19 protein-coding genes are annotated in these 22,465 nt (G+C 69.2%); 10 read left to right on the top strand and 9 right to left on the bottom strand.

Translation table 11 applies throughout. The features are described from left to right. The first annotated feature begins 135 nt into the window (after positions 1-135). The gene (locus tag AB0E94_RS04130; RefSeq protein ID WP_360322231.1) at positions 136-486 is read left to right on the top strand and encodes an STAS domain-containing protein; all 351 of its coding nucleotides are present in this window, start codon (positions 136-138) and stop codon (positions 484-486) included. A 341-nt stretch (positions 487-827) separates the two neighbouring features. Then, positions 828-1,625 (top strand): HAD-IB family hydrolase, encoded by a 798-nt coding sequence (locus AB0E94_RS04125; protein WP_360322228.1) that lies wholly within the window; start codon positions 828-830, stop codon positions 1,623-1,625. Between the two features lie 434 nt (positions 1,626-2,059). Here the strand turns inward: AB0E94_RS04125 and AB0E94_RS04120 are convergent, their stop codons facing one another. Together AB0E94_RS04120 and AB0E94_RS04115 are read right to left on the bottom strand one after the other, a co-directional pair. Next, positions 2,060-2,536, bottom strand: a complete 477-nt coding sequence (locus tag AB0E94_RS04120) for a PH domain-containing protein (protein ID WP_360322225.1) — start codon at positions 2,534-2,536, stop codon at positions 2,060-2,062. 20 nt (positions 2,537-2,556) lie between these two features. Further along, positions 2,557-3,288, bottom strand: a complete 732-nt coding sequence (locus AB0E94_RS04115; RefSeq protein WP_360322222.1) for an oxidoreductase — start codon at positions 3,286-3,288, stop codon at positions 2,557-2,559. A gap of 211 nt (positions 3,289-3,499) precedes the next feature. Between AB0E94_RS04115 and acs the strand changes: the two genes are divergently transcribed. Beyond that, positions 3,500-5,485: an acetate--CoA ligase gene (gene acs / locus AB0E94_RS04110; protein ID WP_360322219.1), complete on the top strand. Its 1,986-nt coding sequence runs from the start codon at positions 3,500-3,502 to the stop codon at positions 5,483-5,485. A 289-nt stretch (positions 5,486-5,774) separates the two neighbouring features. Beyond that, the gene (locus AB0E94_RS04105) at positions 5,775-8,132 is read left to right on the top strand and encodes an immune inhibitor A domain-containing protein (RefSeq protein ID WP_360322741.1); all 2,358 of its coding nucleotides are present in this window, start codon (positions 5,775-5,777) and stop codon (positions 8,130-8,132) included. 123 nt (positions 8,133-8,255) lie between these two features. Here AB0E94_RS04105 and AB0E94_RS04100 read toward each other — a convergent pair whose 3' ends face one another. Continuing rightward, entirely contained in the window at positions 8,256-8,489 is a 234-nt protein-coding gene (locus tag AB0E94_RS04100; protein WP_360322216.1) for a hypothetical protein, read from the bottom strand. Here AB0E94_RS04100 and AB0E94_RS04095 point away from each other — a divergent pair. The 3 genes from AB0E94_RS04095 to AB0E94_RS04085 all read left to right on the top strand — a co-directional run bounded on the left by AB0E94_RS04095 (position 8,479) and on the right by AB0E94_RS04085 (position 12,233). After that, positions 8,479-8,739: a hypothetical protein gene (locus AB0E94_RS04095; protein ID WP_360322213.1), complete on the top strand. Its 261-nt coding sequence runs from the start codon at positions 8,479-8,481 to the stop codon at positions 8,737-8,739. The genes AB0E94_RS04100 and AB0E94_RS04095 overlap by 11 nt on opposite strands. Positions 8,740-8,805: 66 nt before the next feature. After that, positions 8,806-9,732 carry an alpha/beta hydrolase gene (locus tag AB0E94_RS04090; RefSeq protein ID WP_360322210.1) on the top strand — a complete coding sequence of 309 codons (927 nt, stop codon included), beginning with the start codon at positions 8,806-8,808 and terminating at the stop codon, positions 9,730-9,732. Positions 9,733-9,917: 185 nt separating this feature from the next. Next, positions 9,918-12,233 (top strand): RICIN domain-containing protein, encoded by a 2,316-nt coding sequence (locus tag AB0E94_RS04085; RefSeq protein WP_360322207.1) that lies wholly within the window; start codon positions 9,918-9,920, stop codon positions 12,231-12,233. A gap of 681 nt (positions 12,234-12,914) precedes the next feature. On the opposite strand, the gene AB0E94_RS04080 is transcribed toward AB0E94_RS04085, so the two are convergent. The 4 genes from AB0E94_RS04080 to AB0E94_RS04065 all read right to left on the bottom strand — a co-directional run bounded on the left by AB0E94_RS04080 (position 12,915) and on the right by AB0E94_RS04065 (position 17,347). Next, entirely contained in the window at positions 12,915-13,277 is a 363-nt protein-coding gene (locus AB0E94_RS04080; RefSeq protein ID WP_360322204.1) for a hypothetical protein, read from the bottom strand. A 2-nt stretch (positions 13,278-13,279) separates the two neighbouring features. Beyond that, positions 13,280-16,474: an SseB family protein gene (locus tag AB0E94_RS04075; RefSeq protein WP_360322201.1), complete on the bottom strand. Its 3,195-nt coding sequence runs from the start codon at positions 16,472-16,474 to the stop codon at positions 13,280-13,282. 245 nt (positions 16,475-16,719) lie between these two features. Beyond that, positions 16,720-17,013: a WXG100 family type VII secretion target gene (locus AB0E94_RS04070; protein WP_360322198.1), complete on the bottom strand. Its 294-nt coding sequence runs from the start codon at positions 17,011-17,013 to the stop codon at positions 16,720-16,722. Positions 17,014-17,029: 16 nt separating this feature from the next. Further along, positions 17,030-17,347 carry a WXG100 family type VII secretion target gene (locus tag AB0E94_RS04065; RefSeq protein WP_360322195.1) on the bottom strand — a complete coding sequence of 106 codons (318 nt, stop codon included), beginning with the start codon at positions 17,345-17,347 and terminating at the stop codon, positions 17,030-17,032. Between the two features lie 266 nt (positions 17,348-17,613). On the opposite strand from AB0E94_RS04065, the gene AB0E94_RS04060 reads away from it, so the two are divergent. The 3 genes from AB0E94_RS04060 (at position 17,614) to rarD (ending at position 20,872) form a co-directional block, all read left to right on the top strand. After that, complete coding sequence (locus AB0E94_RS04060) at positions 17,614-19,395, top strand: type VII secretion protein EccE (RefSeq protein WP_360322192.1); 1,782 nt, start codon at positions 17,614-17,616, stop codon at positions 19,393-19,395. A gap of 96 nt (positions 19,396-19,491) precedes the next feature. After that, positions 19,492-19,866, top strand: a complete 375-nt coding sequence (locus AB0E94_RS04055) for a phage holin family protein (protein WP_360322739.1) — start codon at positions 19,492-19,494, stop codon at positions 19,864-19,866. Between the two features lie 94 nt (positions 19,867-19,960). Continuing rightward, the gene (rarD, locus tag AB0E94_RS04050) at positions 19,961-20,872 is read left to right on the top strand and encodes an EamA family transporter RarD (RefSeq protein ID WP_360322189.1); all 912 of its coding nucleotides are present in this window, start codon (positions 19,961-19,963) and stop codon (positions 20,870-20,872) included. Here rarD and AB0E94_RS04045 read toward each other — a convergent pair. Both AB0E94_RS04045 and AB0E94_RS04040 read right to left on the bottom strand, forming a co-directional pair. Continuing rightward, positions 20,869-21,561, bottom strand: a complete 693-nt coding sequence (locus AB0E94_RS04045; RefSeq protein WP_360322186.1) for a zf-HC2 domain-containing protein — start codon at positions 21,559-21,561, stop codon at positions 20,869-20,871. The two genes, rarD and AB0E94_RS04045, sit on opposite strands and share 4 nt — an antisense overlap. Before the next feature lie 103 nt (positions 21,562-21,664). After that, positions 21,665-22,459: an IclR family transcriptional regulator C-terminal domain-containing protein gene (locus AB0E94_RS04040; RefSeq protein WP_360322183.1), complete on the bottom strand. Its 795-nt coding sequence runs from the start codon at positions 22,457-22,459 to the stop codon at positions 21,665-21,667. Positions 22,460-22,465 lie beyond the last annotated feature (6 nt).

Below are 22,465 nucleotides of genomic sequence, written 5' to 3'. Positions count from 1 at the left end.
TGATCTGCTACACGCGGGTATGCCGTAGATCGGATTGGGTAAGTTGTTGTGCTCGCCGACAAGCGATGACCGACAAGCGATGACCGACAAGCGATGACCGACAAGCGATGCTCGTTGACAAGCGATGGAGTGGGCATGGAGAACTCGATCCGCACGACGCTCGCCGATGACGGCACGGTCACCGTCACCGTGTCGGGCGAGATCGACTTCTCGAACTCCGACGAGGTCGCGCGCGGCATCCGGGAGGCCGTCGCGGACTGGTCGCCGCCGTCGGTCGTGGTGAACCTGCGGGACGCCACGTTCATCGACTCGACCGGGCTGGGCGCGCTGATCGAGGGTTACCGGGCGGCGGTCGCGACGGGCATCGACTTCCGGGTCGTCAATCCGAGTGACACGTTCCGCCGGGTGCTGGCCGTGACCGGCCTCTCCGACTTCTTCGGTCTGATCGAGGCGGCTGACGCCCAGTCGCAGGCGACCGGTTCCTGAAAGGGAACGACCCCCGTCGGGGGAGACGGGGGCCGTCCTGGGATTCGGCTCCGGGGGGGGTCGAGCCGAATCACCCGGTGATCGCGGGGGGCGCGATCACCGAGGCCGGTAATCACCGAGTTCCTGAATCAACAAGTTTCAGGTAACTGGTTGAAGCGGGAACAACACACACCTCATAGCAAACACAAGTTTGCCTCAGGATCACGCTCCGCGTCGAGTACCGAATGTCGCCGACTGGCCCGGGTCCTACCCGTCTGACCGATTTCACAGCCTGTCACCGCAGGGAGCGTCACGCGTGCGGGACAACGGGTTCGGGCGTGATACGGCTACACTTTCGGCCCGTGGGGCTCAGCGCCGCCTTTTTCGACCTCGACAAGACCGTCATCGCCAAGTCCAGTGCGCTGGCCTTCGGACGGCCGTTCTATCGGGATGGCCTGATCAGTCGGCGCGACGTGGTGAAGACCGCCTATGCCCAGCTGATGTTCCGCCTGGGTGGCGGCACTGACGAGCAGTCGATGGCCCGCACCCGCGACTACATGGCCGCCCTGTGCAAGGGCTGGCGGGTCGAGCAGGTGCAGCAGATCGTCGCCGAGACTCTCGGGACTCTGATCAATCCGTATGTCTACGCGGAAGCGGCCGCGCTGATCGCCGAGCATCAGGCGGCGGGCCGCGATGTGGTGCTCGTCTCAGCTTCCGGCGACGAGATGGTCCGCCCGATCGGCGCGCTGCTCGGCATCACGGATGTGATCGCTACCCGGATGGCGATCGCCGACGGGCGCTACAGCGGGGCGGTGGAGTTCTACGCGGCCGGCCCGGCCAAGGTCACCGGCGTGCAGCGGCTGGCCGACGAGCGTGGTTACGACCTGTCCGAGTGCTACGCCTACTCGGATTCCAGCAGTGATCTTCCGTTGCTGGAGGCGGTCGGTCATCCGAGCGCCGTCAATCCGGACCGTACGCTGCGCCGGGTGGCCACGCTCCGCACCTGGCCGATCCTGGAGTTCCGCCATCCGGTGCCGCTCGGCAGGCGCCTTCGCGACCGCCCGGCGGTGCCGGTCGCCGCTGCGCTGGGCGTCGGCGTGGGCGTTGCCATCGGCGTGGCCCTCTACGGTCGCCACCGCCGGTCCCGAGCGGTCGTTTAAAGACCTTCATTCGGTACGGCTACGAAGAGCACCGTGGCTGTCCACGCGACGCAGTCACGGTTCCGGACCGAAACGCGTCCGCCGGGCTGAATCCGGCCCAACCAGCGTGCCGACCTGCGGTCCGAATCGAGCCGCAGCTCACCACACTGGTCGGCGGCTATTGGTCTGAGTATTTCCCTTTCGGCCGCCTTTCCCGCTGAAATCTGGCGATCAAGCAACCGGGGGCGTAGAAATGAATCGCGGGCCCGGAAACATCGGGCACCGTGCACGGCCACCGGGAACCCACGCGCGATCAGCCACGGCAGGCACGTTGCGACGGGACCTCCGCCCTGCGGGGCGCTGGACCGTCGACAACGACCCAGGTGCACGCTTGATAACCCGGTCCGGACGCGCACAGCCGGCGCCCCCGCGAGGGACGCCGGCTCTTCGGTTTCTCAGGCCTTCTCGGCCGCCCGGTGCCGGTTGCGGATCTCCTGGTAGACGGCTCGGAACAGTTTCGGCCGGGCGTGGAAGTCGACTCCCTGGGCCCACAACTCGGTGCTCACCGTGGCGCCGTCGTGCCGCTCGATCAGCACCGTGGTGTCCCGCTGGACCTCCCACCGCCCGACCCGGTGGGTGGCCTGGTGCAGGTGCACCCCGGCGATGTCACGCCAGCGCAGGATGCGTGACCGCAGCAGCCCACGGATCAGCACACCCTCACTGCTGACGTAGACGCCGTGCTGGATGATCCGCCAGGCGCCGATCACCCAGACCGCGCCGAGCACGACGGCGATCGCGCGCACCCCATGCCCGATCAGGTCGAACTGGCGGATGGACGCCCAGGTGAGCAGTGCGAGCGCGACCGCTTCCCAGATGATCACGAGCCAGCGGCCGACACCCGGCGGATAGGGACGGACCCAGTGCGAACCCACGCAGAAAAGTATGCCGCCGTTCAGACGGCGGCCAGGACTCCGTCTCCGATGACGCTGATCTCCTCGGCGCCGGCCGTGACCGCCGCGGCGTAGTGCCGCAGCCACGACCGCACGCCGTCCGGGGTGCCGGTGGCGTAGGCGCCGGCCGACCCGACGTACTCCGGCTCGCGTGAGTGGTGGCCGGCCTCGACCACGACCAGGCCGCGCGGGTCGAAGCCGCGGGCGGTCAGGGTGAGGCGGGCGGCGGCGCGGGCGACCACACCGGCCGGGCCGGCGAACGGGCGCAGCGTGATCAGCTCGGCGTGGACGATCGCGGCGAGCAGCATCGGCGGGGTGGTCTCGTTGCCGGCGACGAGCCCGGCGAGCGCGTCGATCCGCTCGGCCCCGGAGGTCAAGCGTCCGAGGTCGTGCTCGTGCACGACGCCGCGGGCGGCGAGCACGTGCAGTTTGGCGAGCACCTGGCGGGGCGCGCGGGGCCAGAGGTCGACCAGGCCGGGAAGTGCCTCGGCGACGCGGAGGGCGCCCTGCACGACCGGATCGGTGACGGTTCCGCCGCGTACCTCATCGAGGTCGTAGGTGTTGCCTTCGAGAGCCGCGCTGGCGACCGCGGCCCGGAGGCTGGCCTCCGCGGCGACCTGACCGCCGTGCCGGCGCAGGGCGCGGTGCTTGTGGGCGGCGTCGACGGCTTCTCGTGCGCTCGCGAAGGCGGGCGCGACCTCGGCGAGGTCGAGCAACGGGGCAAGTGGATCCACGTGAACACGGTAACCGGTAAAAGTGCGGAAACACGGGGTGCACAAACGAGCTCGGAACTGGCAAGATTCGCGCAGTAGTGAGCATCGATTCGCCAGTCGGCGCGCGCACCACACCATCGAGCGCGGGCTGGCGTGCAAACCTTCGCCGGGCCCACCGGCGCAACTAGTGTGCAGGAATAGAGACCCCGGTCACGGCAGAGGAGCCGCCCTCATGAGCGAGACACTGGAGAATTTGTCCTCGGAGACGCGGCAGTTCCCGCCGCCCGCCGACCTTGCGGCGAACGCCAACGTGAAGGCCGACGCCTACGAGGAGGCCGCGTCCGACCGGCTCGCCTTCTGGGCGAAGCAGGCCGGGCGTCTGGCCTGGAGCAAGCCGTGGGACCAGATCCTGGACTGGTCGAACCCCCCGTTTGCGAAATGGTTCGTCGGTGGCGAGCTGAACCTCGCCTACAACTGTGTGGACCGGCACGTCGAGGCCGGCCTGGGTGACCGCGTCGCCATCCACTGGGAGGGCGAGCCCGGCGACACCCGCACCGTCACCTACGCCGAGCTGCTGAAACTCGTCAGCCAGGCGGCCAACACCCTGACCGACCTCGGTGTGACCGCGGGCGACCGGGTGATGATCTACCTGCCGATGATCCCGGAGGCCGCGGTCGCGATGCTGGCCTGCGCCCGGATCGGCGCCACCCACAGCGTGGTGTTCGGCGGCTTCTCGGTGGACGCGCTGTCCACCCGGATCGACGACGCCGACGCCAAGGTGGTGATCACCGCGGACGGTGGTTACCGCCGGGGCAAGCCGTCGGCGCTGAAGCCGACCGTGGACGAGGCGGTGGCCCGTACCAACCGCATCGAGCACGTGCTGGTGGTCCGCCGGACCGGCCAGGAGGTCGCCTGGACCGACAAGGACAAGTGGTGGCACGAGACGGTCGAGCAGGCCAGCCCGGAGCACAAGGCGCAGCCGTTCGACTCCGAGCACCCGCTCTTCATCCTCTACACCTCGGGCACCACGGGTAAGCCGAAGGGCATCCTGCACACCACGGGCGGCTACCTGACCCAGGCGTCGTACACCCATCACGCGGTCTTCGACCTGAAGCCGGAGACCGACGTCTACTGGTGCACCGCCGACATCGGCTGGGTGACCGGGCACTCGTACATCGTCTACGGGCCGCTCTCCAACGGCGCGACCCAGGTGATGTACGAGGGCACGCCGGACACCCCGGACCGCGGCCGGTTCTGGCAGATCGTCGACAAGTACAAGGTGTCGATCCTCTACACCGCGCCGACGCTGATCCGGACCATGATGAAGTGGGGCGACGACATCCCCGCCAAGTACGACCTGTCGTCGCTGCGGGTCCTCGGCAGCGTGGGTGAGCCGATCAACCCGGAGGCCTGGATCTGGTACCGGGAGCACGTCGGCCGCGAGCGCACGCCGATCGTGGACACCTGGTGGCAGACCGAGACCGGCGCGATCATGATCTCCCCGCTGCCCGGCGTGACGGCCGCGAAGCCGGGTTCGGCGATGACCGCGCTGCCGGGCATCACCGCGGATGTGATCGACGACCAGGCGCAGTCGGTGCCGAACGGTGGCGGCGGCTTCCTGGTGCTGCGTGACCCGTGGCCGTCGATGCTGCGCACGATCTGGGGCGACGACCAGCGGTTCCTGGACACGTACTGGTCGCGGTTCGGCGCCGGCGCGGGCGCCGGTGACGAGTGGATCTACTTCGCCGGTGACGGCGCGAAGAAGGACGCCGACGGCGCGCTCTGGCTGCTCGGCCGGGTCGATGACGTGATGCTGGTGTCCGGCCACAACATCTCCACCACCGAGGTGGAGTCGGCGCTGGTGTCGCACCCGTCGGTGGCCGAGGCGGCGGTGGTCGGCGCGACCGACCCGACGACGGGTCAGGCGATCGTCGCGTTCACCATCCCCCGGGGCAATGTGGACACTTCGGGCGATGCCGGCGAGGCGCTGATCAAGGATCTGCGCGATCACGTGGCCAAGACGCTCGGTCCGATCGCCAAGCCGCGTCAGATCATGCTCGTCCCCGAACTGCCGAAGACCCGGTCCGGAAAGATCATGCGGCGGCTGCTGCGTGACGTGGCGGAGAACCGGTCGCTCGGTGACGTCCAGACACTTCAGGACTCAACCGTGATGGATCTGATCTCGTCTGGTCTGAAGACAGCCAAACCTGAAGACTGACGACGATTAATAAAGGCTGGTGACGAAACTGTGTCACCAGCCTTTTGTCGTATTTGCCGGTCCCCGTGCTATGACCGGACCATATTGGGTAACCATTGGTCATCAATATGCTTGGCGATCCCCGAACATCGTTTGGTTTGCATACGTTCACCTGAGTCCCGAACGACGGGACCGTTTCACGCCGGACGCCCGTACCCCAGTGATCCGGCTGGCGAAAGCGGAGGTAAACGTAGTGCGCAAGGTGGTCGCAGGACTGCTCGGCGCCGCGGTCGTGACGAGTGTCGGGGCGATGGCGCCGACGTTTGCCATGGCGGCGCCACCCTCGGACCAAGCGCCGGCGGCGCCCGCCAGCGAGTCCGCCCTGGTCGACGACCATGACCTGCCCAACCCCCTCGAGGAGAAGCGCCGCGCCCTGCGCGAGCAGGCTGTCTCCGAGGTGGTCAGCGGCAAGGCCAAGGTCGAGACCGTGAACGGCAGTAGAGTCGTCAATCTCGGCAAGACCTACGGCAACGGGGGCTTCGGGCACCCGGGCAAGAACCAGTACGTCGAGCTCGCGCGGGAGAAGACCGACAAGATCTTCGTCATCCTGACCGAGTTCGGGAACCAGCGTCACCCGAGCTACCCGGACCAGGACACGACGACGCAGTTCGCCGGCCCCTCGACCTTCGAGGGCCCGCTGCACAACGCGATCCCGGCACCGGACCGGAAGGTGGACAACTCCACCATCTGGCAGGCGGACTACTCGCCCGAGTACTTCCAGAAGGTGTACTTCGGCACCGGCAAGGGTGTCGAGTCGGTCAAGACGTACTTCGAGGAGCAGTCCTCGGGTCGTTACAGCGTCGACGGTCAGGTCTCCGACTGGGTCAAGGTGCCCTACAACGAGGCCCGGTACGGCCGGTCGAACGACAACCCGACCGACGCCAACGGTGACGACCCCGCCGTCTGCGCGAGCAGCAACTGCACCAACGTGTGGGCGCTGGTCCGTGACGGTGTGAACCAGTGGTACGCGGACCAGAAGGCGGCCGGCAAGACCGAGGCCCAGATCAACGCCGCGCTCGCCGAGTACGACGTCTACGACCGTTACGACTACGACGGTGACGGCAACTTCAACGAGCGTGACGGCTACCTGGACCACTTCCAGATCGTCCACTCCGGCGGCGACCAGGCCGACGGTGACCCGTACCAGGGTGAGGACGCCGTTTGGAGCCACCGCTGGTACGCGTTCTCCAGCAGCGCCGGTGTGACCGGCCCCGACTTCAACAAGCTCGGTGGCACCCAGGTCGGCACCAGTGGCCTGTGGGTCGGTGACTACACCATCCAGCCCGAGAACGGCGGCCTCAGCGTCTTCGTTCACGAGTACACCCACGACCTCGGTCTGCCGGACGACTACGACACCAGTGGTCTGGGCGACAACAACAGCGAGTACTGGACGCTGATGGCGCAGAGCCGTCTCGGCGCCAAGGGCGACGGCGGCATCGGCGAGCGTCCCGGTGACCTCGGCGCGTGGAACAAGCTCCAGCTCGGGTGGCTGAACTACGAGACGGTCAAGGCCGGCCAGAAGAAGGTCGTCAACCTCGGCCCCGAGGAGTACAACACCAAGAAGAAGCAGGCCATCGTGGTCAACCTGCCGGACAAGCCGGTCACCACTGACCTGGGCGCTCCGTTCGCCGGCAGCAAGCAGTTCTTCTCCGGCAACGCCGACGACCTGAACGTCTCGCTGTCCAAGTCGATCGACCTGACCGGCAAGACCTCGGCGAGTGTCTCGCTCAAGGGCCGGTACGCGATCGAGCTCGACTACGACTACCTGTACGCCGAGGTGTCGACCGACGGTGGCGCGAACTGGACCAAGCTCAACGGCACCGCGGGCGGCGCTCCGTTCGTCGCGGACGGCGCCGGCGCTCCGGCGATCAGCGGCTCGTCCAACGGCGCCTGGGTCGACGTCAATGTGCCGCTGGACGCGTACGCGGGTCAGAAGTTCGACTTCCGCCTGCACTACGTGACCGACGGTGGTGTCGCCGAGGGTGGTTTCTTCGGTGACGAGCTGACCGTCACCGCCGATGGCGCGGTCGTCTCCACCGAGGGCGCCGAGGGCACCTCGACCTGGACCGCGAACGGGTTCTCGATCGTGGGTGCCACCAGCACCTCGAACTTCCCGAACTACTACATCGCCGGGTACCGCAGCTACGTCTCGTACGACAAGTACCTGGCGACCGGCCCGTACAACTTCGGCTGGCTGAACACCAAGCCGGACTGGGTCGAGCACTACAACTACCAGACCGGTCTGCTGATCTCGTACTGGGACACCTCGCAGGTCGACAACAACACCAACGAGCACCCGGGTACGGGCCGCAACCTGTACATCGACGCTCACCCGAAGCCGGTTCTCAACCCGACCGGTGTTCCGTGGCGGTCCCGGGTCCAGGTGTACGACGCTCCGTTCAGCCTCTACCCGACTGACGGAATGACGCTGCACCTGAACGGCGCGAAGTCGGTCATCAAGCCGCAGTTCGGTGACCCGATCTTCAGCGACAAGGACAAGTACTTCTACGAGGAGCTGCCGAACCACGGCGTCAAGCTCCCCGCAGTCGGCGTCAAGATGGCTGTCCTGAGCCAGATCGGCACCTCCATGACGGTGGCGGTCTACTGATCCACGCACGACAGGCGGCGCCCGGGGCAACCCGGGCGCCGTCCGCGTTTCACGGAACCGGGTCCTCCCGCGATTCGTCCTATCTTCTACGCCTTACGCGGGAAGGATGAGCTTCATGCGCACTCAAGCAACGTTCCGGATCGGCCTGGCCGTCGCGGCCGGAGCGATCATCGCCGGTTGCGCGAACAGTTCGGGCTCACCGGCCACGCCCTCTTCGTCCAGCACCACCAGCAGCGCTCCGGTGCCGTCCGCGGCCCCCTCGTCGCCCCCGGCGCCCGTTCCGACCACCGAGTCGACGACGCCCGCGGGCACGCCGCCCACCGGGAAGCCGTTGCCCACCATCACGTTGACCGACAAGCCGCCCAAGGAGCCCACCGACCAGCAGCCGAGCACCGGCTGGGTGGCCGGGATGGTCACTCGCGGCGGCACGGGTCCGTGTTACGGCCTGATCGCCGACGACGGTCAGCGGTACGCGCTCTACTCCACCGCCGGCACCGAGCTGGTCCAGGGTTCCCGGGTGAAGGTCAAACTGGAGACCACCAAGCTGCGCATCTACTGCGGGCCGGGCACGTTGATGGCGATGACCGACGCCGAGCCGGTCAAATGATCACGGTGTGGCTCCATTTCGCCACCGTTCGACGTCGTCCGTGACAGCGAAGCCTAGGCTTACGACATGGGTGGTCGGGTGGACGAGTCGTGCGTGCTGACGGAGGGGCCGTGGTCGCACCGTTTCGTCGGCGCCAACGGCTCCCGGTTCCACGTCGCTGAGGTCGGCACCGGCCCGCTCGTCCTCTTCCTGCACGGTTTCCCCGAGTTCTGGTGGGCCTGGCACGACATCATGGTCCGGGTCGCCGACGCCGGCTTCCGGGCCGCCGCCATCGACCTGCGCGGTTACGGCGCGAGCGACAAACCCCCACGGGGGTACGACGGCTACACGATGGCCGCCGATGTGACGGGTCTGATCCGCGCCCTGGGCGAGCGGTCGGCCACGGTGGTCGGGGCCGGCGCGGGCGGCATGATCGGCTGGGCCGCCGCGTCGTTCCATCCCAAGCTGGTGAACCGGCTCGTGGTGCTCGGCGCCGCCCATCCGTTGCGGTTGCGGGCCGCGCTCTTCGCCGACCCGCGGGGGCAGCTCTCCGCGTCGTCGACTGTCCTGCGTTTCCAGGTGCCGCGCTTCGAGCACGTGCTGACCCGTGACGACGCGGCTCTGGTCGGCGAGCTGATGACCAGGTGGAGCAGCCCGCAGTGGGTGGACACCCCGGGGTTCACCGAGTATGTGGCGCGGTGCCGGGAGGCCATCCAGATCCCACAGGCGTCGTTCTGCGCCATGGAGGCGTACCGCTGGGTGGCCCGGAGCGCGTTGCGGCTCCAGGGGTACCGGTTCGTGAAGCTCATGCAGCGCCCGTCGAGTGTGCCGACACTTCAGTTGCACGGCGCGCTGGACACGGCGGTGCTACCTCGTACCGCGCAGGGTTCGGGACGCTACGTGACCGCCCCGTACGAGTGGCGGCTGTTGCCCGAGGCCGGGCACTTCCTTCACCAGGAAGCCCCGGATCTGGTGACCGGCGAGATCCTCAGGTGGCTCAAAACCCCGTCCTGATCTTCCGCTTATGATCACCTTAAGTGGTCATTAATAGATCAACTAGGGCACCGATCTGTCCTATTCTCACCGTCGGTTGCGGTTGGTACCGCTCCCAGACTGTGACTCAACGTAGTCGTTTGCGCCCGGCTGGCGGCGGGCGCACGTGACTTGAGATCGGCAAAACTTGAGATCGGAAAGGTCCCATGCCTAAGAGACACACCCGGGAACTCGCCGTCTTCGGCGTGGCCGGCGTGCTCGCCACCGCCGCCGTGGGCTGGTTCGTCCTGCCTTCGAGCGCCGCCACCAGTGCCGTGCCCACCGCCGGAGGCGCCTACAGCCTCTCCGTCGTGAAGAGCGGCCTGTGCCTCGACGTCACCGCCGGCAGCCTCGACAGCAGCGCCCTGCTCCAGCAGTCGGGGTGCACCGCGGGCGCCGCCGGGCAGCAGTTCAAGCTCGCCGCGGCCGGATCCACCGGGCAGTTCAACCTGGTCAACGTCAACAGCGGCAAATGCGTCGACGTGCCGGCCCGGAGCACCGTCAGCGGTGTCCAGCTGATCCAGTACACCTGCGGCAGCGCGGCGGCCAACCAGCTCTTCACGTTCACCGCGAGCGGCTCCGGGTACCAGATCAAGAACGTCAACTCCGGACTGTGCCTCAGCGACAAGGACGCAGGCACCACGGCCGGCGGCGCGATCATCCAGGAGACGTGCACCGCCAACACCAACAAGCAGTGGGTGCTGACCTCGGCCACCACCGCCGCGGCGGATTCGGCCGGCCGCCAGATGGAAGACCTGGACCGCGGCGTGATCAGTGTCCGCTCCGGCAGCGACAACCTGGTCAGCTGGCGGATGCTCGGCACCGACCCGTCGACCGTGTCGTTCAACGTGTACCGCGGGGGCACCAAGGTCAACTCTTCGCCGATCACCGGTTCGACGAACTACCTCGATGTGGGGGCGGCCGCTTCCGCCTCGTACACCATCAAGGTTTTGAGCAACGGTGTCGAGCAAGCGGCCTCGCCTGCCTCGCTCACCTTCGGTGCCGGTTTTCTCGACGTTCCGCTGTCGGTGCCGGCCGGCGGCACGACGCCCGACGGTGTCGCCTACACCTACTCGGCCAACGACGCCTCAGTCGGTGATGTCGACGGCGACGGCGACTACGAGATCGTCGTCAAGTGGGACCCGTCGAACTCCAAGGACAACTCGCAGTCCGGCTACACCGGCAACGTCTACGTCGACGCCTACACCCTCCAGGGCACGCGTCTCTGGCGCATCGACCTCGGCCGCAACATCCGCGCAGGCGCCCATTACACCCAATTCCAGGTGTACGACTACGACGGCGACGGCAAAGCTGAGGTCGCCATGAAAACCGCCGACGGGACAGTCTCCGGGACCGGCGTGACCATCGGGTCGTCCAGTGCCGACTACCGCAACTCGTCCGGCTATGTGCTGACCGGTCCGGAATACCTGACGGTGTTCAGCGGTCAGACCGGTGCCGCGCTCTCCACAGTCGACTTCGTCCCGGCCCGCGGCACCGTGTCGTCGTGGGGTGACAGCTACGGCAACCGGGTCGACCGGTTCCTGGCCGGCACCGCCTACCTGGACGGCGCCCGCCCGTCGCTGATCATGGCGCGCGGCTACTACACCCGCTCGGTGATCACCGCGTGGGACTTCCGGGACGGCGCTCTCACCAAACGCTGGACCTTCGACACGAACACGTCGGGCAACAGCGCCTACGCCGGCCAGGGCAACCACCAGCTATCAGTCGCCGACGTCGACGCAGACGGCAAGGACGAGATCATCTACGGCTCGATGGCGCTGAACGACGACGGCACCAGACTGTGGAACACCGGCAACGGCCACGGAGACGCCCTGCACGTCGGCGACTTCGACCTGAACAACCCCGGCCTCGAAGTGTTCAAGGTCGACGAGGACAAGTCGAAGCCCAGTTCCTGGCTCGCCGACGCGGCCACCGGCACGATCCTGTGGAAAACCGCGGCCAACGGCGACAACGGCCGCGGTGTGGCAGGCGACGTGTACGCCGGCAGCCCCGGTGGCGAATCCTGGTCCGCGTCCGAGACCGGCCTGTTCAACGCGGCCGGCACGGTCGTCGGCCGGGAACCCACAGGCATCAACTTCCTCGTCTGGTGGGACGGCGACCCGGTCCGCGAACTCCTGGACAGCAACAAGATCAGCAAGTACGGCACCAGCTCGGACACCCGCCTGCTGACCGCCGCCGACGTGAGCTCCAACAACAGCACCAAGGCCACCCCGGCCCTGTCCGGTGACATCCTCGGCGACTGGCGTGAAGAGGTGATCTGGCGCAAGACGGACAGTTCGGCGCTGCGGATCTACAGCACGCCGATCCCGACCAGCACCAGGCTGACCACTCTGATGCACGACTCGCAGTACCGGTCGGCGATCGCCTGGCAGAACACCGCCTACAACCAGCCACCCCACCCGAGCTACTTCCTCGGCGACGGCATGACCGTTCCTGCCCAGCCAAGCATCTACGTCCGCTGAACCCTCACCTGCACCCCCAGCCGAGTCCCCCGCCCATCCCCACGTTGAACTCGTTCCCCAGCTGAGTTCCCCACCCATCCCCACCAGATCACGGTCGGCCCGGTCCCCAACCCGGGCCGGCCATGATCTCCGGATGCCGGGGCCGAACCCCTTTCGTCATCGGTCCCGGCATCCGGCGAAAAGCGCCGCGCCACTCCTGGAGATCCCTGCATCACCCGCGAGTGAACACCGGTTCCGGCCGTCCCACCGATGCCCGACGACCAGTCCCTTCTCTCCTCAAGGTCGTCGAGCATCCGGGAACGGTCAACGGGCTCCCCACCTCCCAGGCGGGGAGCCCGTCCTTTTCCACAGAGTTATCCACAGGCCGCCGATCCAAATGCGGCGCCGAGTATCGCTTGGCTTCGCAGATCTTGCACGATATTGCACGCTTTCAGTGACCTTGCACGATTCTCCAGGTCAGAGCGTGACCACTCTTGCAAGATCTACTTCGCCGCGACGACCTTGCACGTTTCTTCTCGTCAGGGCGTGGAGAAAGCTGCAAGAACGCCGCGAGGGTGCCTTCTGCCCTTTTGTCGGATTCAGCCCGGCGGGCGCGATTCGGCCTTGAGTGGCAGGGGCGTCGCGGGGTAGTGCGGCACGCGTGGATGCGGTTGGAGGCGCGTGGCCGTACCAGATAGGGATTTAGATTCGGTGTTCGTAGCGGTCTCGGACCTCATGGGCCGGAGCCCAGCCCTGGTAGACGCCGTAGTCGAACTCTTCGAGGCCGAGCTGACGGGCGACCGGGGCGCGGCCGCCCGTGTACTCCAGGCGCAGCCAGGCGTCGGCCTCGGCGAGGACGATGAACGGTTCGCCGCGCCATGTGCACAGGGTGCGGACGTAAGCCATTTCGTCGTATTCGTCTGGTTCAAGGACTCGGACGTAACGGCCCGGCTTGGTCTCCTCGAAGCCTTCGCCCGGGGAGGCGCTGTAGATGCGGACATTGTCGCCGTCAGGGGCCGCGTCATACTCCCGGCCCTGCCAGGTGACCACGTAACCGTCGCGCATCGTTACTCACCCACCCGGCGCCACTGAGGGCCGTCCGCGTCGAAGATCGCCATCATCCGCTCGTTGCCGTCCACGTCGATGCTCCACAGCTGCGCGCCGTGCGGCAGGCGGACGCTGTCCACCTTGAACTCGGCGATCACGTCCCGGCCCTCGCCCGGCGCGAATCCGTTGCCACGGAACGGCGGACGCTCTATCACCCAGCCGTCCATCGCGCGCAGCGCCTGCTCGTTCTGGCCGCCGTAGGGGATCCGGTAGAGGCTCGGCCGGTACGCCGGCCAGCGCAGCACGAACGCCTCCTTGGCGTCCGACTGGAAGGGCGACGAGTCGTAGTAGAGCCCGAGGGCGCCGAACAGCTCAGCCGGGGTACGCAGGTGCTCGACCTCGGACGCCCGGTGCACGAAACCGGCCACCCGGTCGTAGCCCCGGTCGAGGTAGTAGTCGACCTGCTCGGCCGCGATCGTCTTCTGCATGACGGTGGCCTGCTGAGCCTCGTCGCTCGCGGGCTCGGGCGCCGGCACCGGAGCGGGCTGCGACTCGGCAGCAGGCGTTTCGGCCGGCTCGGCGCCGAGACCCGCCTCGGTGGCCCAGTTGGCCAGCGCGATGATCTGCGCGCCGGGGTACTTGGCGCCGACCGGGGTGCCCGGGTTCACCGCGAACGACCACGCCGGGTCCGGCCAGTTGCGGATCAGCTCGTAGAAGCGGACCCCGACCGTCCGGGTCGGCTCGCCGAAGTGGTCGGAGAGCCGGTCCTTGCTGGTGAACACGATGAGGTAGCGCTCGCCGTCGACCTCCTCCGGCAGGAACGCGAAACCGGACTCGCCGGGTGCGCTGCCGGGCCGGGAGTGGCTGGCCACCGGCACCAGGACCTGGGCCAGCAGCAGCGTGGACAGGAACACGTCGGTGTTGCCGGTGTCCGCGGCGTCCTGAAGCTCCTGCTCGACCTCGTTGGCCGGCACGAAATCCGTGCCGGACGGGCCGCGTGAACCGGTGGCCGACCCGGAGACACCGAGGTTGGACGCTCCGGTCGGGGTGTAGCCGCTGGTCGCGACGGGCAGCGCCTGAGTCGCGAAGGCCGGGCCGGAGAACGACTGCGTGGCGTACGCCGACGCCGGGCTGCCCTGCGGCGGAAGACCGTAGGCCGGACCGGGGGTGGGCTGGGTGTACGCCTGCGGCGCGGGCGGTGCCGGGTAGCCCGACGACGGGTAGGCGGAAGCGCCACCCGCGCCCGGGATCACCGGCGGGAGCAGGTTCGTCATCGTCGTCGCCGCGGGCGACTCGGCCTCCGGCCGAGGTGCGATCGACGGCGCCGGGCCGGACGGCCCGAAACGGTCGGCGGCGGGCGGCGGGGACTGACGATCCCATGCCGGAGGCTCAGATGGGGTACGCGCACCGAGCGCCTGTGCCGCCGCGGCCATCGAGGTGGGCCGCTCGGACGGCGGAGTGACCTGGCGGCGCGGCAAACCACCGGGTCCACCGGAGCCGGGAGCCGACGCGGGTGGCGCAGGCGGACTGACCGGCTGCTGTGCCGACGGTCCGCCGAAGGCCTGAGCCGGAGCCGGGCTGACCGGCTGCTGGGTCGCGGAGCCACCGAAAGCCGGAGCACCGGAGGCAGGGGCCGGACCACCGAAAGCCGGAGCCGGACCACCGGAGGCCGGAGCCAGACCACCGAAAGCCGGAGCCGCTCCCCCGGCGGGCGACGTGGATCCGCCGAAGCCCGGGGTGGGCGTGCCGTAGGACGGGGGCGCCGACGCGGGAGCGCCGGGCGGCGGAGAGGCCGGACGGAGCGAGGGACCCGAGGCCGCGGTGTTGGCGGCGTTCGACGAGGCCGGCACGAACCCGGCCATGCTGGTCATCGGGCCGCCACCGGTCGACTGGCCGGGCTGCCGCCGAGGCAGGGCGGCGCCGGGACCGGAAGCAGCCGGCGCAGCAGCGGGCGGCCCGCTGAACGGCGGAGCACCCGCAGGGGGGCCACCGAACTGCGGCGCGCTCGCGGGCGAGCCACCGAACTGCGGCGCGCTCGTGGACGGGCCACCGAACTGCGGCGCGCCGGCCGGGCCACCGAAAGGCTGGGCACCCCCGGGACCGCCGAAGGACGGAGCGGCGCCGGCGGGCGAGTTGGCGGGCGGGGCGCTGGCCGGTGCGGGCGGCGCGCTGGCCGGCTGTGTGCTCTGCTTGCCGGCCCAGGCCGGGTCGACAGGCGCCTCGGCCGGGTTGTAGGGCGTCACGTGCTCGGGCACCGGCGGCGTGTTGGCCATCGGAGTGCGCACCGGCAGTGGGGCGCCCAGGTCCTGGAGGGGACCACGGGGGTCCTCATCCGGCCGGAACGGCATGCCCGGTTTCTCCCAGCCCGGCGTGGCCATCCCGGCGCCGCCGCGTGACGGCGGCGAAACCGGAGCGGCAGGTGCGGGCGGAACCTGCGGCGGCGCATAGGCGGCCGGAGTCGCCGGAGGCTGATAGGCGGCGGGCGGGGCCGCCGCGGTGGACGGGCTGCGAACCGGCAGGCCGCTCGGCGAGGTCCCGCTGGGGGTACGCACCGGAAGCCCACCCGGACCCATCGGCGGCGTGTTGCCCACCGGGGGGATCGGGGCCACCGCGGGAGCGACCGGAGGCGCCGGCGGGGCACTGACCGGAGCCGGTGGCGCCGACGGCACGGCCGGAGCCGACGCGGCGGCGGCAACGACGGGCTCGGGCTCATGAGTCGGACCGCCGACCGCGCTCTCGCCACCCGCCCGGTTGGCCGCCAGCGCGGCCGCACCCAGCTCCTGGATCTTCGAGGTGGGGTGCGCCTCACGACCCGGACCACGGGTGGGCAGCCGGAGGTCGCCACGGGCGAGCTGGGCCACGAACCAGGCCGGCAGGTAACCCTCGATCACCAGACCGGGGTTGACGGCGAGCCACCACTCGAGGTTGGGCCAGGTGTTGGCCAACTCCGAATACGGCACTCGCCGTGCCGAGCCGGTGTAGTCGGCCAGGCAGGATTGCAGCGCGGCGTTCGACGTGAACGCCAGCACGTGGGTGCGACCGCCCGTGCTCCACGTGCCCCAGCCCATCGGCGCAGTGCCGGCTAGAACCTCAGCGGAGACCGGTAACAGAAGGTCGACACCGGCGAGAATGCGGAAGTAGGACTCCTGGTCGTCGGTGCGCAACGCATCGCGCATCGCAGCCTCGGCGTCCGTAGCCGGTTCCCACTCGGACACGTCCACCTCTCCCCACGCGTGTCAACGAGCCAACTCAACGCGTATAACCTACAAGGTCAGGCCACAATCACAATGGGCGGCAGCATGCTGACCGTCAGGTTGGGCCTACGACGCCTCCGGAAATGGGCCGTCCGGGCCCCGCAGCATGCACCGATGGCTCGATGTGATCACCCAACAACCGATGGTAACCGCGGGAACCGGCGACGCCATTTACGCGAACGGGCGACCCGTCCGGGCTCATCGGCTCACTGGAACCGGTTGGTCGCGGCCCGCTCGGTCTCCTGGTAGTCGTCCTTCGACCGCTCCAGCGCCGAACCGATCTCCCCCAGGATCCGCTGCAGGTCCTGGGAGGCTGCCTGCCACGTGCGCTGGCGCACGTCGTAGGCGTCCTGAGCCGCGCCGGACCAGGTGCCCTGGAGCTTCTTGCCCTCGCCCTCCAGATACTCGAGGTCGGCGTTCAGCTTGTTCACCGCCTTCGCGATGTCCAGGCGCGCCTGGTCGAGCGAGGCGAAGTTGACGAGCAGGTGTCCGTCGTTCATGACTTCCTCCGGTAGGTCAGAGCGGCAGGGTGAACTGGCCGCCGGTCCGGCCGATGCTGGACGCGGCGTCGGCGTCGGAACGCTCGTAGCTCTTACCGGACGTACGGATGCCCTCGGCGGTCTGGGCCAGGGCCTCGTTGAGCCGCTTGAGGTCGCTCGCATACTGCGTCTTGACGTGGTCGAACGCCATCGCGCCCTGGCCCTTCCACCCGGCGCTGAGCCCCTCGAGCTCCCGCATCAGCGTGTTCAGCATGCTCTGGAGCGAACCGTTGATCCGGTCGAACTCGCTGGCGGTACTCGCCATCTGTGCGGACTGGCTCTCAGTCTGCGACATCGTGACGTCACCCCTTTCCCAAATCTGATCCGGTGTGGACCACAGGTCGCATCGACGCGGGCCACCAGGCTAGCCGCTGACGAGCAGGTCTGCCGCCCGTCGCGAGACAACAGCGACGACGTTAGCGGCCAGGCACGAGCCCCGTCTGCCCCGGGAAGCCAACCTGTGGATAACTCCCCCGTAGGGCAGTGGAGCTGTGAATAACTGCCCTACGATGACCCGCGCACGAGAGTGAATGGATGCCTGGCCACGGGGAGGGACGGTCGATGAGCACCGAGAGCGCGGTTCCGATGACCGAGTCCCTGCTCCGCCCCCGCCGTGGTGGCCGCCTGCTCGGCGCGCGCCCGGAGCAGATCGTCGCCACCCAGGTCGCCGCGGCCGTGCTGCTGGCCGGCCTGGTGGCCGGCGGGCTGGCCATGGTGCCGGCGGTGGTCGTCGCGGCCGGCCTGCTGGCGTTGACCTGGCTGCGGCTGCGCGGCCGGTGGGCCTTCCAGTGGCTCGGTGTGCTGGCCCGCTATTCGGGTCGCCGCCGCTCCGCCTCGATCGCCAACAGCACGGCCCTGCTCTCCTACGCGGCGCCCCGGGTCCGGCTGACCAGCCTGGATCTGCCGGGCACGTCGGCGGCGGTCCTCGCCGACGACTCCGGGCTCACCGTCCTGATCGAGCTGGGTGACCCGGCCGACGAGGCGTCCGCCATCCCGTCCTTCGCCGCCCTGCTGCACGCCACCGGCCGTGACCAGGCCGTCGGCGACCAGCCCCGGGTGCGCGCCCAGCTGGTGCTGAGCGCGGTCCCGGCCCCGACCGCCCGGGGTGGCACCGGGCCGTCGCAGAGCTCCTACCGGACCCTCGCCGAGGGCAGCTCGCTCAGCTATCTGCGGGCCGTGCTGGCGCTGCGGGTGTCCCGGGCCGGCGGCTGGTCCGACGACGAGCTGCACCGCAGCCTGGCCGGCATGACCCGCCGCCTGACCCGCCGGCTGGGGTCGTCGCTGGCCCGCCCGCTGGGTGAGGTGGCCGCGCTGCGCGCCATCGCGGACCTGGCCAACGCCGAGACCGGCGGCTCGGACAGCGCCCGCGAGTCCTGGTCGTCGCTGCGCCTGGGTGGCCTGGTCCAGGCGACGTTCCGGTGCCGGCCGGCCGCCGGGTCCGACCTGACCGGCAATCTGATCACCCGGATCCTCCATCTGCCGGCCGCCGCGACCACCGTGTCGATGACCGCGACCGGCCTCTTCGTCCGGGTCGCCGCACCCGATGTCACCGGGCTGGACACCGCGGTCCGGGCGCTGCGCACCCTGCTCGCCACCGATCGGGTGCGGCTGCGGCGCCTGGAGGGCGCACAGCTGCCGGGTCTGGCCGCCACCCTGCCGCTGGGCGGTGAGGCGGTGGACGGCAAGCGGATCGGCGCTCCGGAGCTCCCGATCAGCCCGGCCGGCCTGATGATCGGCCGTAACCAGGGCGGCGGCGCGGTGCTGATCCGCCTGTTCCGGCCGGAGCCGACCCGGGCGCTGCTGGTGGGTGGCCTGCCGGGCGCTCAGCTGCTGGCGTTCCGGGCGATGGCGACCGGGGCCCGGGTCGTGGTGCGGACGACCCGGCCGCACGCCTGGGAGCCGTTCGCGCGGGGCGCGGCGGTGCCCGGCGAGGCGATCACGATCCTGCCGGCGGGCCGCCCATTCGACGCACCGGCCGGTTCGGTACGGCATCCGACCCTCACCGTTCTCGACACCGGCGCGGCCCCCGGCGGCCCGGAGCCGGCCCGGGACGCGGGATGGCAGACCACCCTGGTGGTCCGGGACGAGTTCGGCGCTCCGGACCTCCCACACGCCACCGAGGCCGATCTGGTGGTGCTCCAGCGGCTGACCCCGGCCGAGGCGACCCTGCTCGGCGGCACGCTGGGGCTGGGCGAGACCGCGTCGTACTTCCCCCGGATGCGTACCGACATGGTGGCGGTGATCAACCGGCGGGCGGTCCGGTGGGCGGTGTTCGCACAGACGCCGATCGAGCAGAGCCTGATCGGCGAGCCGACCCGGAGTCAGGCTCTGACCCCGGCCTGAGACGCGACGAACGGCGACGTGGTGCGGGCATAGATCTGACAAAGATCGCGGAGTGTCGTTTCCACAGGTGGACGGGCCATGGCACGATTCCCGGCCATGGGCATCCTCATCCGGCTGGTGATCACCGCCGTATCGCTGTGGATCGCGACTCTGGTGATCGACGGCATCGAGCTGACCGCCGACACCACTGCCAACAAAGCGGGCACACTGCTCGCCGTCGCAGTGATCTTCGGCCTGGTCAATGCGGTTCTCCGGCCGATCATCAAAGCCATCGGCTGCGGCTTCTACGTCCTCACCCTGGGCCTGGTGGCGGTCCTGGTCAACGGTCTGCTCCTGCTGCTCACCAGCTGGATCGCGGACAAGCTCGACCTGGCCTTCCACGTGGACGGCGTCTTTACCGCGATCCTCGGCGCGCTGCTGGTCGGCATCGTGAGCTGGCTGCTGAACATGCTGGTCCCGGACGGCGACTGATTTCACAATTGCAGGCCAGTAGGCCCGGATTGGCCTCGTGACCTGCTTCATAGTTGCAAGGATCGAAACATGCCCCCGCCCTTACGGTGGGGGCATGAGCGACGAGCGGCGTGGATACGTGTACGGCCTCACGGCCTACGCGATGTGGGGTTTCTTCCCCATCTACTTCAAGTTCCTGCGCCCCTCGCCGCCACTGGAGATCCTGGCCCACCGGGTGGTGTGGTCGGTCGTCTTCGTGGCCCTGCTGCTCACCGTGATGCGCAACTGGCGGTTCCTGGGACGGCTGGTGCGCACTCCACGGCTGCTCGGCGGGGTCACGCTGGCGGCCGTGCTGATCGGCGTCAACTGGGGCACCTACATCTACGGGGTCAACTCGTCCCGGGTGGTGGAGACGGCGCTCGGCTACTTCATCACGCCGCTGCTGGTCGTCCTGCTCGGTGTCACGGTGATGGGTGAGCGGCTGCGCCCGCTCCAGTGGGCCGCGGTGGGCATCGGCGGCCTGGCGGTGGCGATCCTGACCATCGACTACGGCCGGCTGCCGTACATCGCGCTGACCCTGGCCGCCTCGTTCGGCTGCTACGGCCTGATCAAGAAGCGGATGTCACTGCCGCCGGCCGAGGGCCTGTTCGTCGAGTCGGCGGTGCTGATGCTGCCGGCAATGGCGTTCCTGACCTGGCTCAACCTGTCCGGTGAGGCGGCGTTCGGGCACGTCTCGGCCACGCACACCGTGCTGATGCTGATCGCCGGTGTGCTGACCGCGATCCCGCTGCTGCTGTTCGCCGCCGCCACGAACCGGGTGCCGCTGGTCGGCCTCGGCATCCTGCAGTACGTGGCGCCGATCCTCCAGCTCGCGGTCGGCGTGCTGATCTATCACGAGCCGATGCCGCCGGCCCGGCTCGCCGGGTTCGGCCTGGTCTGGCTGGCGCTGATCGTGTTCACCGCGGACGGCATCCGCAGCGCCCGGGCCGCGGCCCGCACCCGGGCGGCGGCTGCGGTGGCCGCTTAGCTCTGCGGCTCGTAGACGAGCATCACCTTGTCGTCGGAGCGGACCAGTTCGAGCCGGGACAGGCTGCCCTGGGTGAAGTGGGTGGCCGCCGGCATCTGGAACTTCTTGCCCGGCTGGGCCAGCCACGATCCGAGTTGTTCGGTCTGCTCGTCGGGTCCGTAGGCGATGAGCCGGAAGGTGTACGGCTTGGCCACCTCGCTGTACGAGCACTCCATCTCGACCCGGCTGCCGGCCCCGGTGCTGGTGATCCGGATGGTGGCCGCGATCTGCGACGCGGGGTCGACCTTCGTCATCGCGATCGGCGGCCCGGCTGGTGGGCTCGTCGGGTCACCGGCGTTCAGCCCCCAGTACGCCAGCCCGCCCCCGATGACGAGGAAGAGCACGAGCGCCGCGATCGAACTGACGATCCGGATCGGCCGGGCCCGTACTTTTCGCAGTGACGGGGCATGCGCCGGCCGGGACAGATTGGACAGGCTGGGGTCGAGCAGTTTGGCGAACTCGTCCGCGTCGAGCCGGTCGAGCATGTCCGGCACGAGCGCCAGATCGGCGACCGCCTCCCGGCAGAACGAGCATGTTGCCAGGTGACGCTCATATGCGGCCCGTTCTATCGGCGACAGCGCGCCAAGGACGTAGGCGGCGTCGTCGTGCCCGTCCTCGCATCGCATTCCTACCGCCTCCAACCGGGTCACTTCTCCCGGTCTCTGGTACGCGGCATCGGGCTCTAAGGTTCAACGATTCCTTAAACCCCCACCTCAAGCCGTGGCGGCCCAAATTCGGAGAGCGACCACCCGTTCAGGCGGTTGCGGACTCGCCTCCGGACAGGGCTTCCGCCACGTTCCGCGCGGCTGCGGTGAGTTTCGCCCGGACCACACGGGCCGAGGTCAGCATCTCGGCGGCGGGCATCGAGCAGGCCAGGACGAGCCGGCGCTCCATGTCCCGGTCGGCGACGACGACCACCGCGGCGGATGCGAGGCCCTGCCGGAACTGACCCATCTCGATCTGCATGCCGCGGCGCTCACCGGCGGCCAGGTCGGCCTCCAGCGCCTCGGGCGTGGTGAGGGTGGCCGGGGTGAATGCCCGCATCCCGTAGTCACGCAGATAGCGCGAACGCTGGTCGGGCGTGAGCGTGGCGAGCAGCGCCTTGCCGAGCGCGGTGGCGTGCCCGCCCTCGTCGAAGCCGGGCGCCACATCGTCGAGGAACGGGGAGCGGGCCCCCTCGGCGGAGGCGGTGACCGCTATCCGGCCGCCGACGAACCGGCCCAGGTAATGGCTGTATCCACTGTCGACAGCGGCCCGCCGCAGCGCCTCACCGACGGCGGGCGGCCCACGGAAGGCCGAGACCAGCTCACGGTATCGATCGGCGATCTCGAGCCCGACGATGTACGTGCCGTCCTCGCGCCGGATCACGTAGCCCTCGTAGGCCAGCGTGCGGACGAGGTGGTACGTCGTCGCGACGGTCAGCTCGCATCGACGGGCTATCTGTTTCACGGTGAGTCCGCGCGGAGCCCGGCCCACGGACTCGAGCACGCGCAGGGCACGCGAAACGCTCCGGATGAGATCTGACGGCTCCGCTAGGGGGTCACGCACAGCTAC

Origin of the sequence: Actinoplanes sp. NPDC026670 (genome assembly GCF_040638175.1) — a bacterium.
In the GTDB taxonomy this organism is placed as follows: Bacteria; Actinomycetota; Actinomycetes; order Mycobacteriales; family Micromonosporaceae; genus Actinoplanes.
This window is presented reverse-complemented; position numbering and strand designations above follow the sequence as displayed.

What these genes read in the sequence shown, in the direction of transcription:
- AB0E94_RS04130 (WP_360322231.1), top strand. Translation starts at nt 136, where the DNA reads ATGGAGAACTCGATCCGCACGACGCTCGCCGATGACGGCACGGTCACC.
- acs (WP_360322219.1), top strand. Translation starts at nt 3,500, where the DNA reads ATGAGCGAGACACTGGAGAATTTGTCCTCGGAGACGCGGCAGTTCCCG.
- AB0E94_RS04105 (WP_360322741.1), top strand. Translation starts at nt 5,775, where the DNA reads ATGGCGCCGACGTTTGCCATGGCGGCGCCACCCTCGGACCAAGCGCCG.
- AB0E94_RS04090 (WP_360322210.1), top strand. Translation starts at nt 8,806, where the DNA reads ATGGGTGGTCGGGTGGACGAGTCGTGCGTGCTGACGGAGGGGCCGTGG.
- AB0E94_RS04085 (WP_360322207.1), top strand. Translation starts at nt 9,918, where the DNA reads ATGCCTAAGAGACACACCCGGGAACTCGCCGTCTTCGGCGTGGCCGGC.
- AB0E94_RS04080 (WP_360322204.1), bottom strand. Translation starts at nt 13,277, where the DNA reads ATGCGCGACGGTTACGTGGTCACCTGGCAGGGCCGGGAGTATGACGCG.
- AB0E94_RS04070 (WP_360322198.1), bottom strand. Translation starts at nt 17,013, where the DNA reads ATGAACGACGGACACCTGCTCGTCAACTTCGCCTCGCTCGACCAGGCG.
- AB0E94_RS04065 (WP_360322195.1), bottom strand. Translation starts at nt 17,347, where the DNA reads ATGTCGCAGACTGAGAGCCAGTCCGCACAGATGGCGAGTACCGCCAGC.
- AB0E94_RS04060 (WP_360322192.1), top strand. Translation starts at nt 17,614, where the DNA reads ATGAGCACCGAGAGCGCGGTTCCGATGACCGAGTCCCTGCTCCGCCCC.
- AB0E94_RS04055 (WP_360322739.1), top strand. Translation starts at nt 19,492, where the DNA reads ATGGGCATCCTCATCCGGCTGGTGATCACCGCCGTATCGCTGTGGATC.
- rarD (WP_360322189.1), top strand. Translation starts at nt 19,961, where the DNA reads ATGAGCGACGAGCGGCGTGGATACGTGTACGGCCTCACGGCCTACGCG.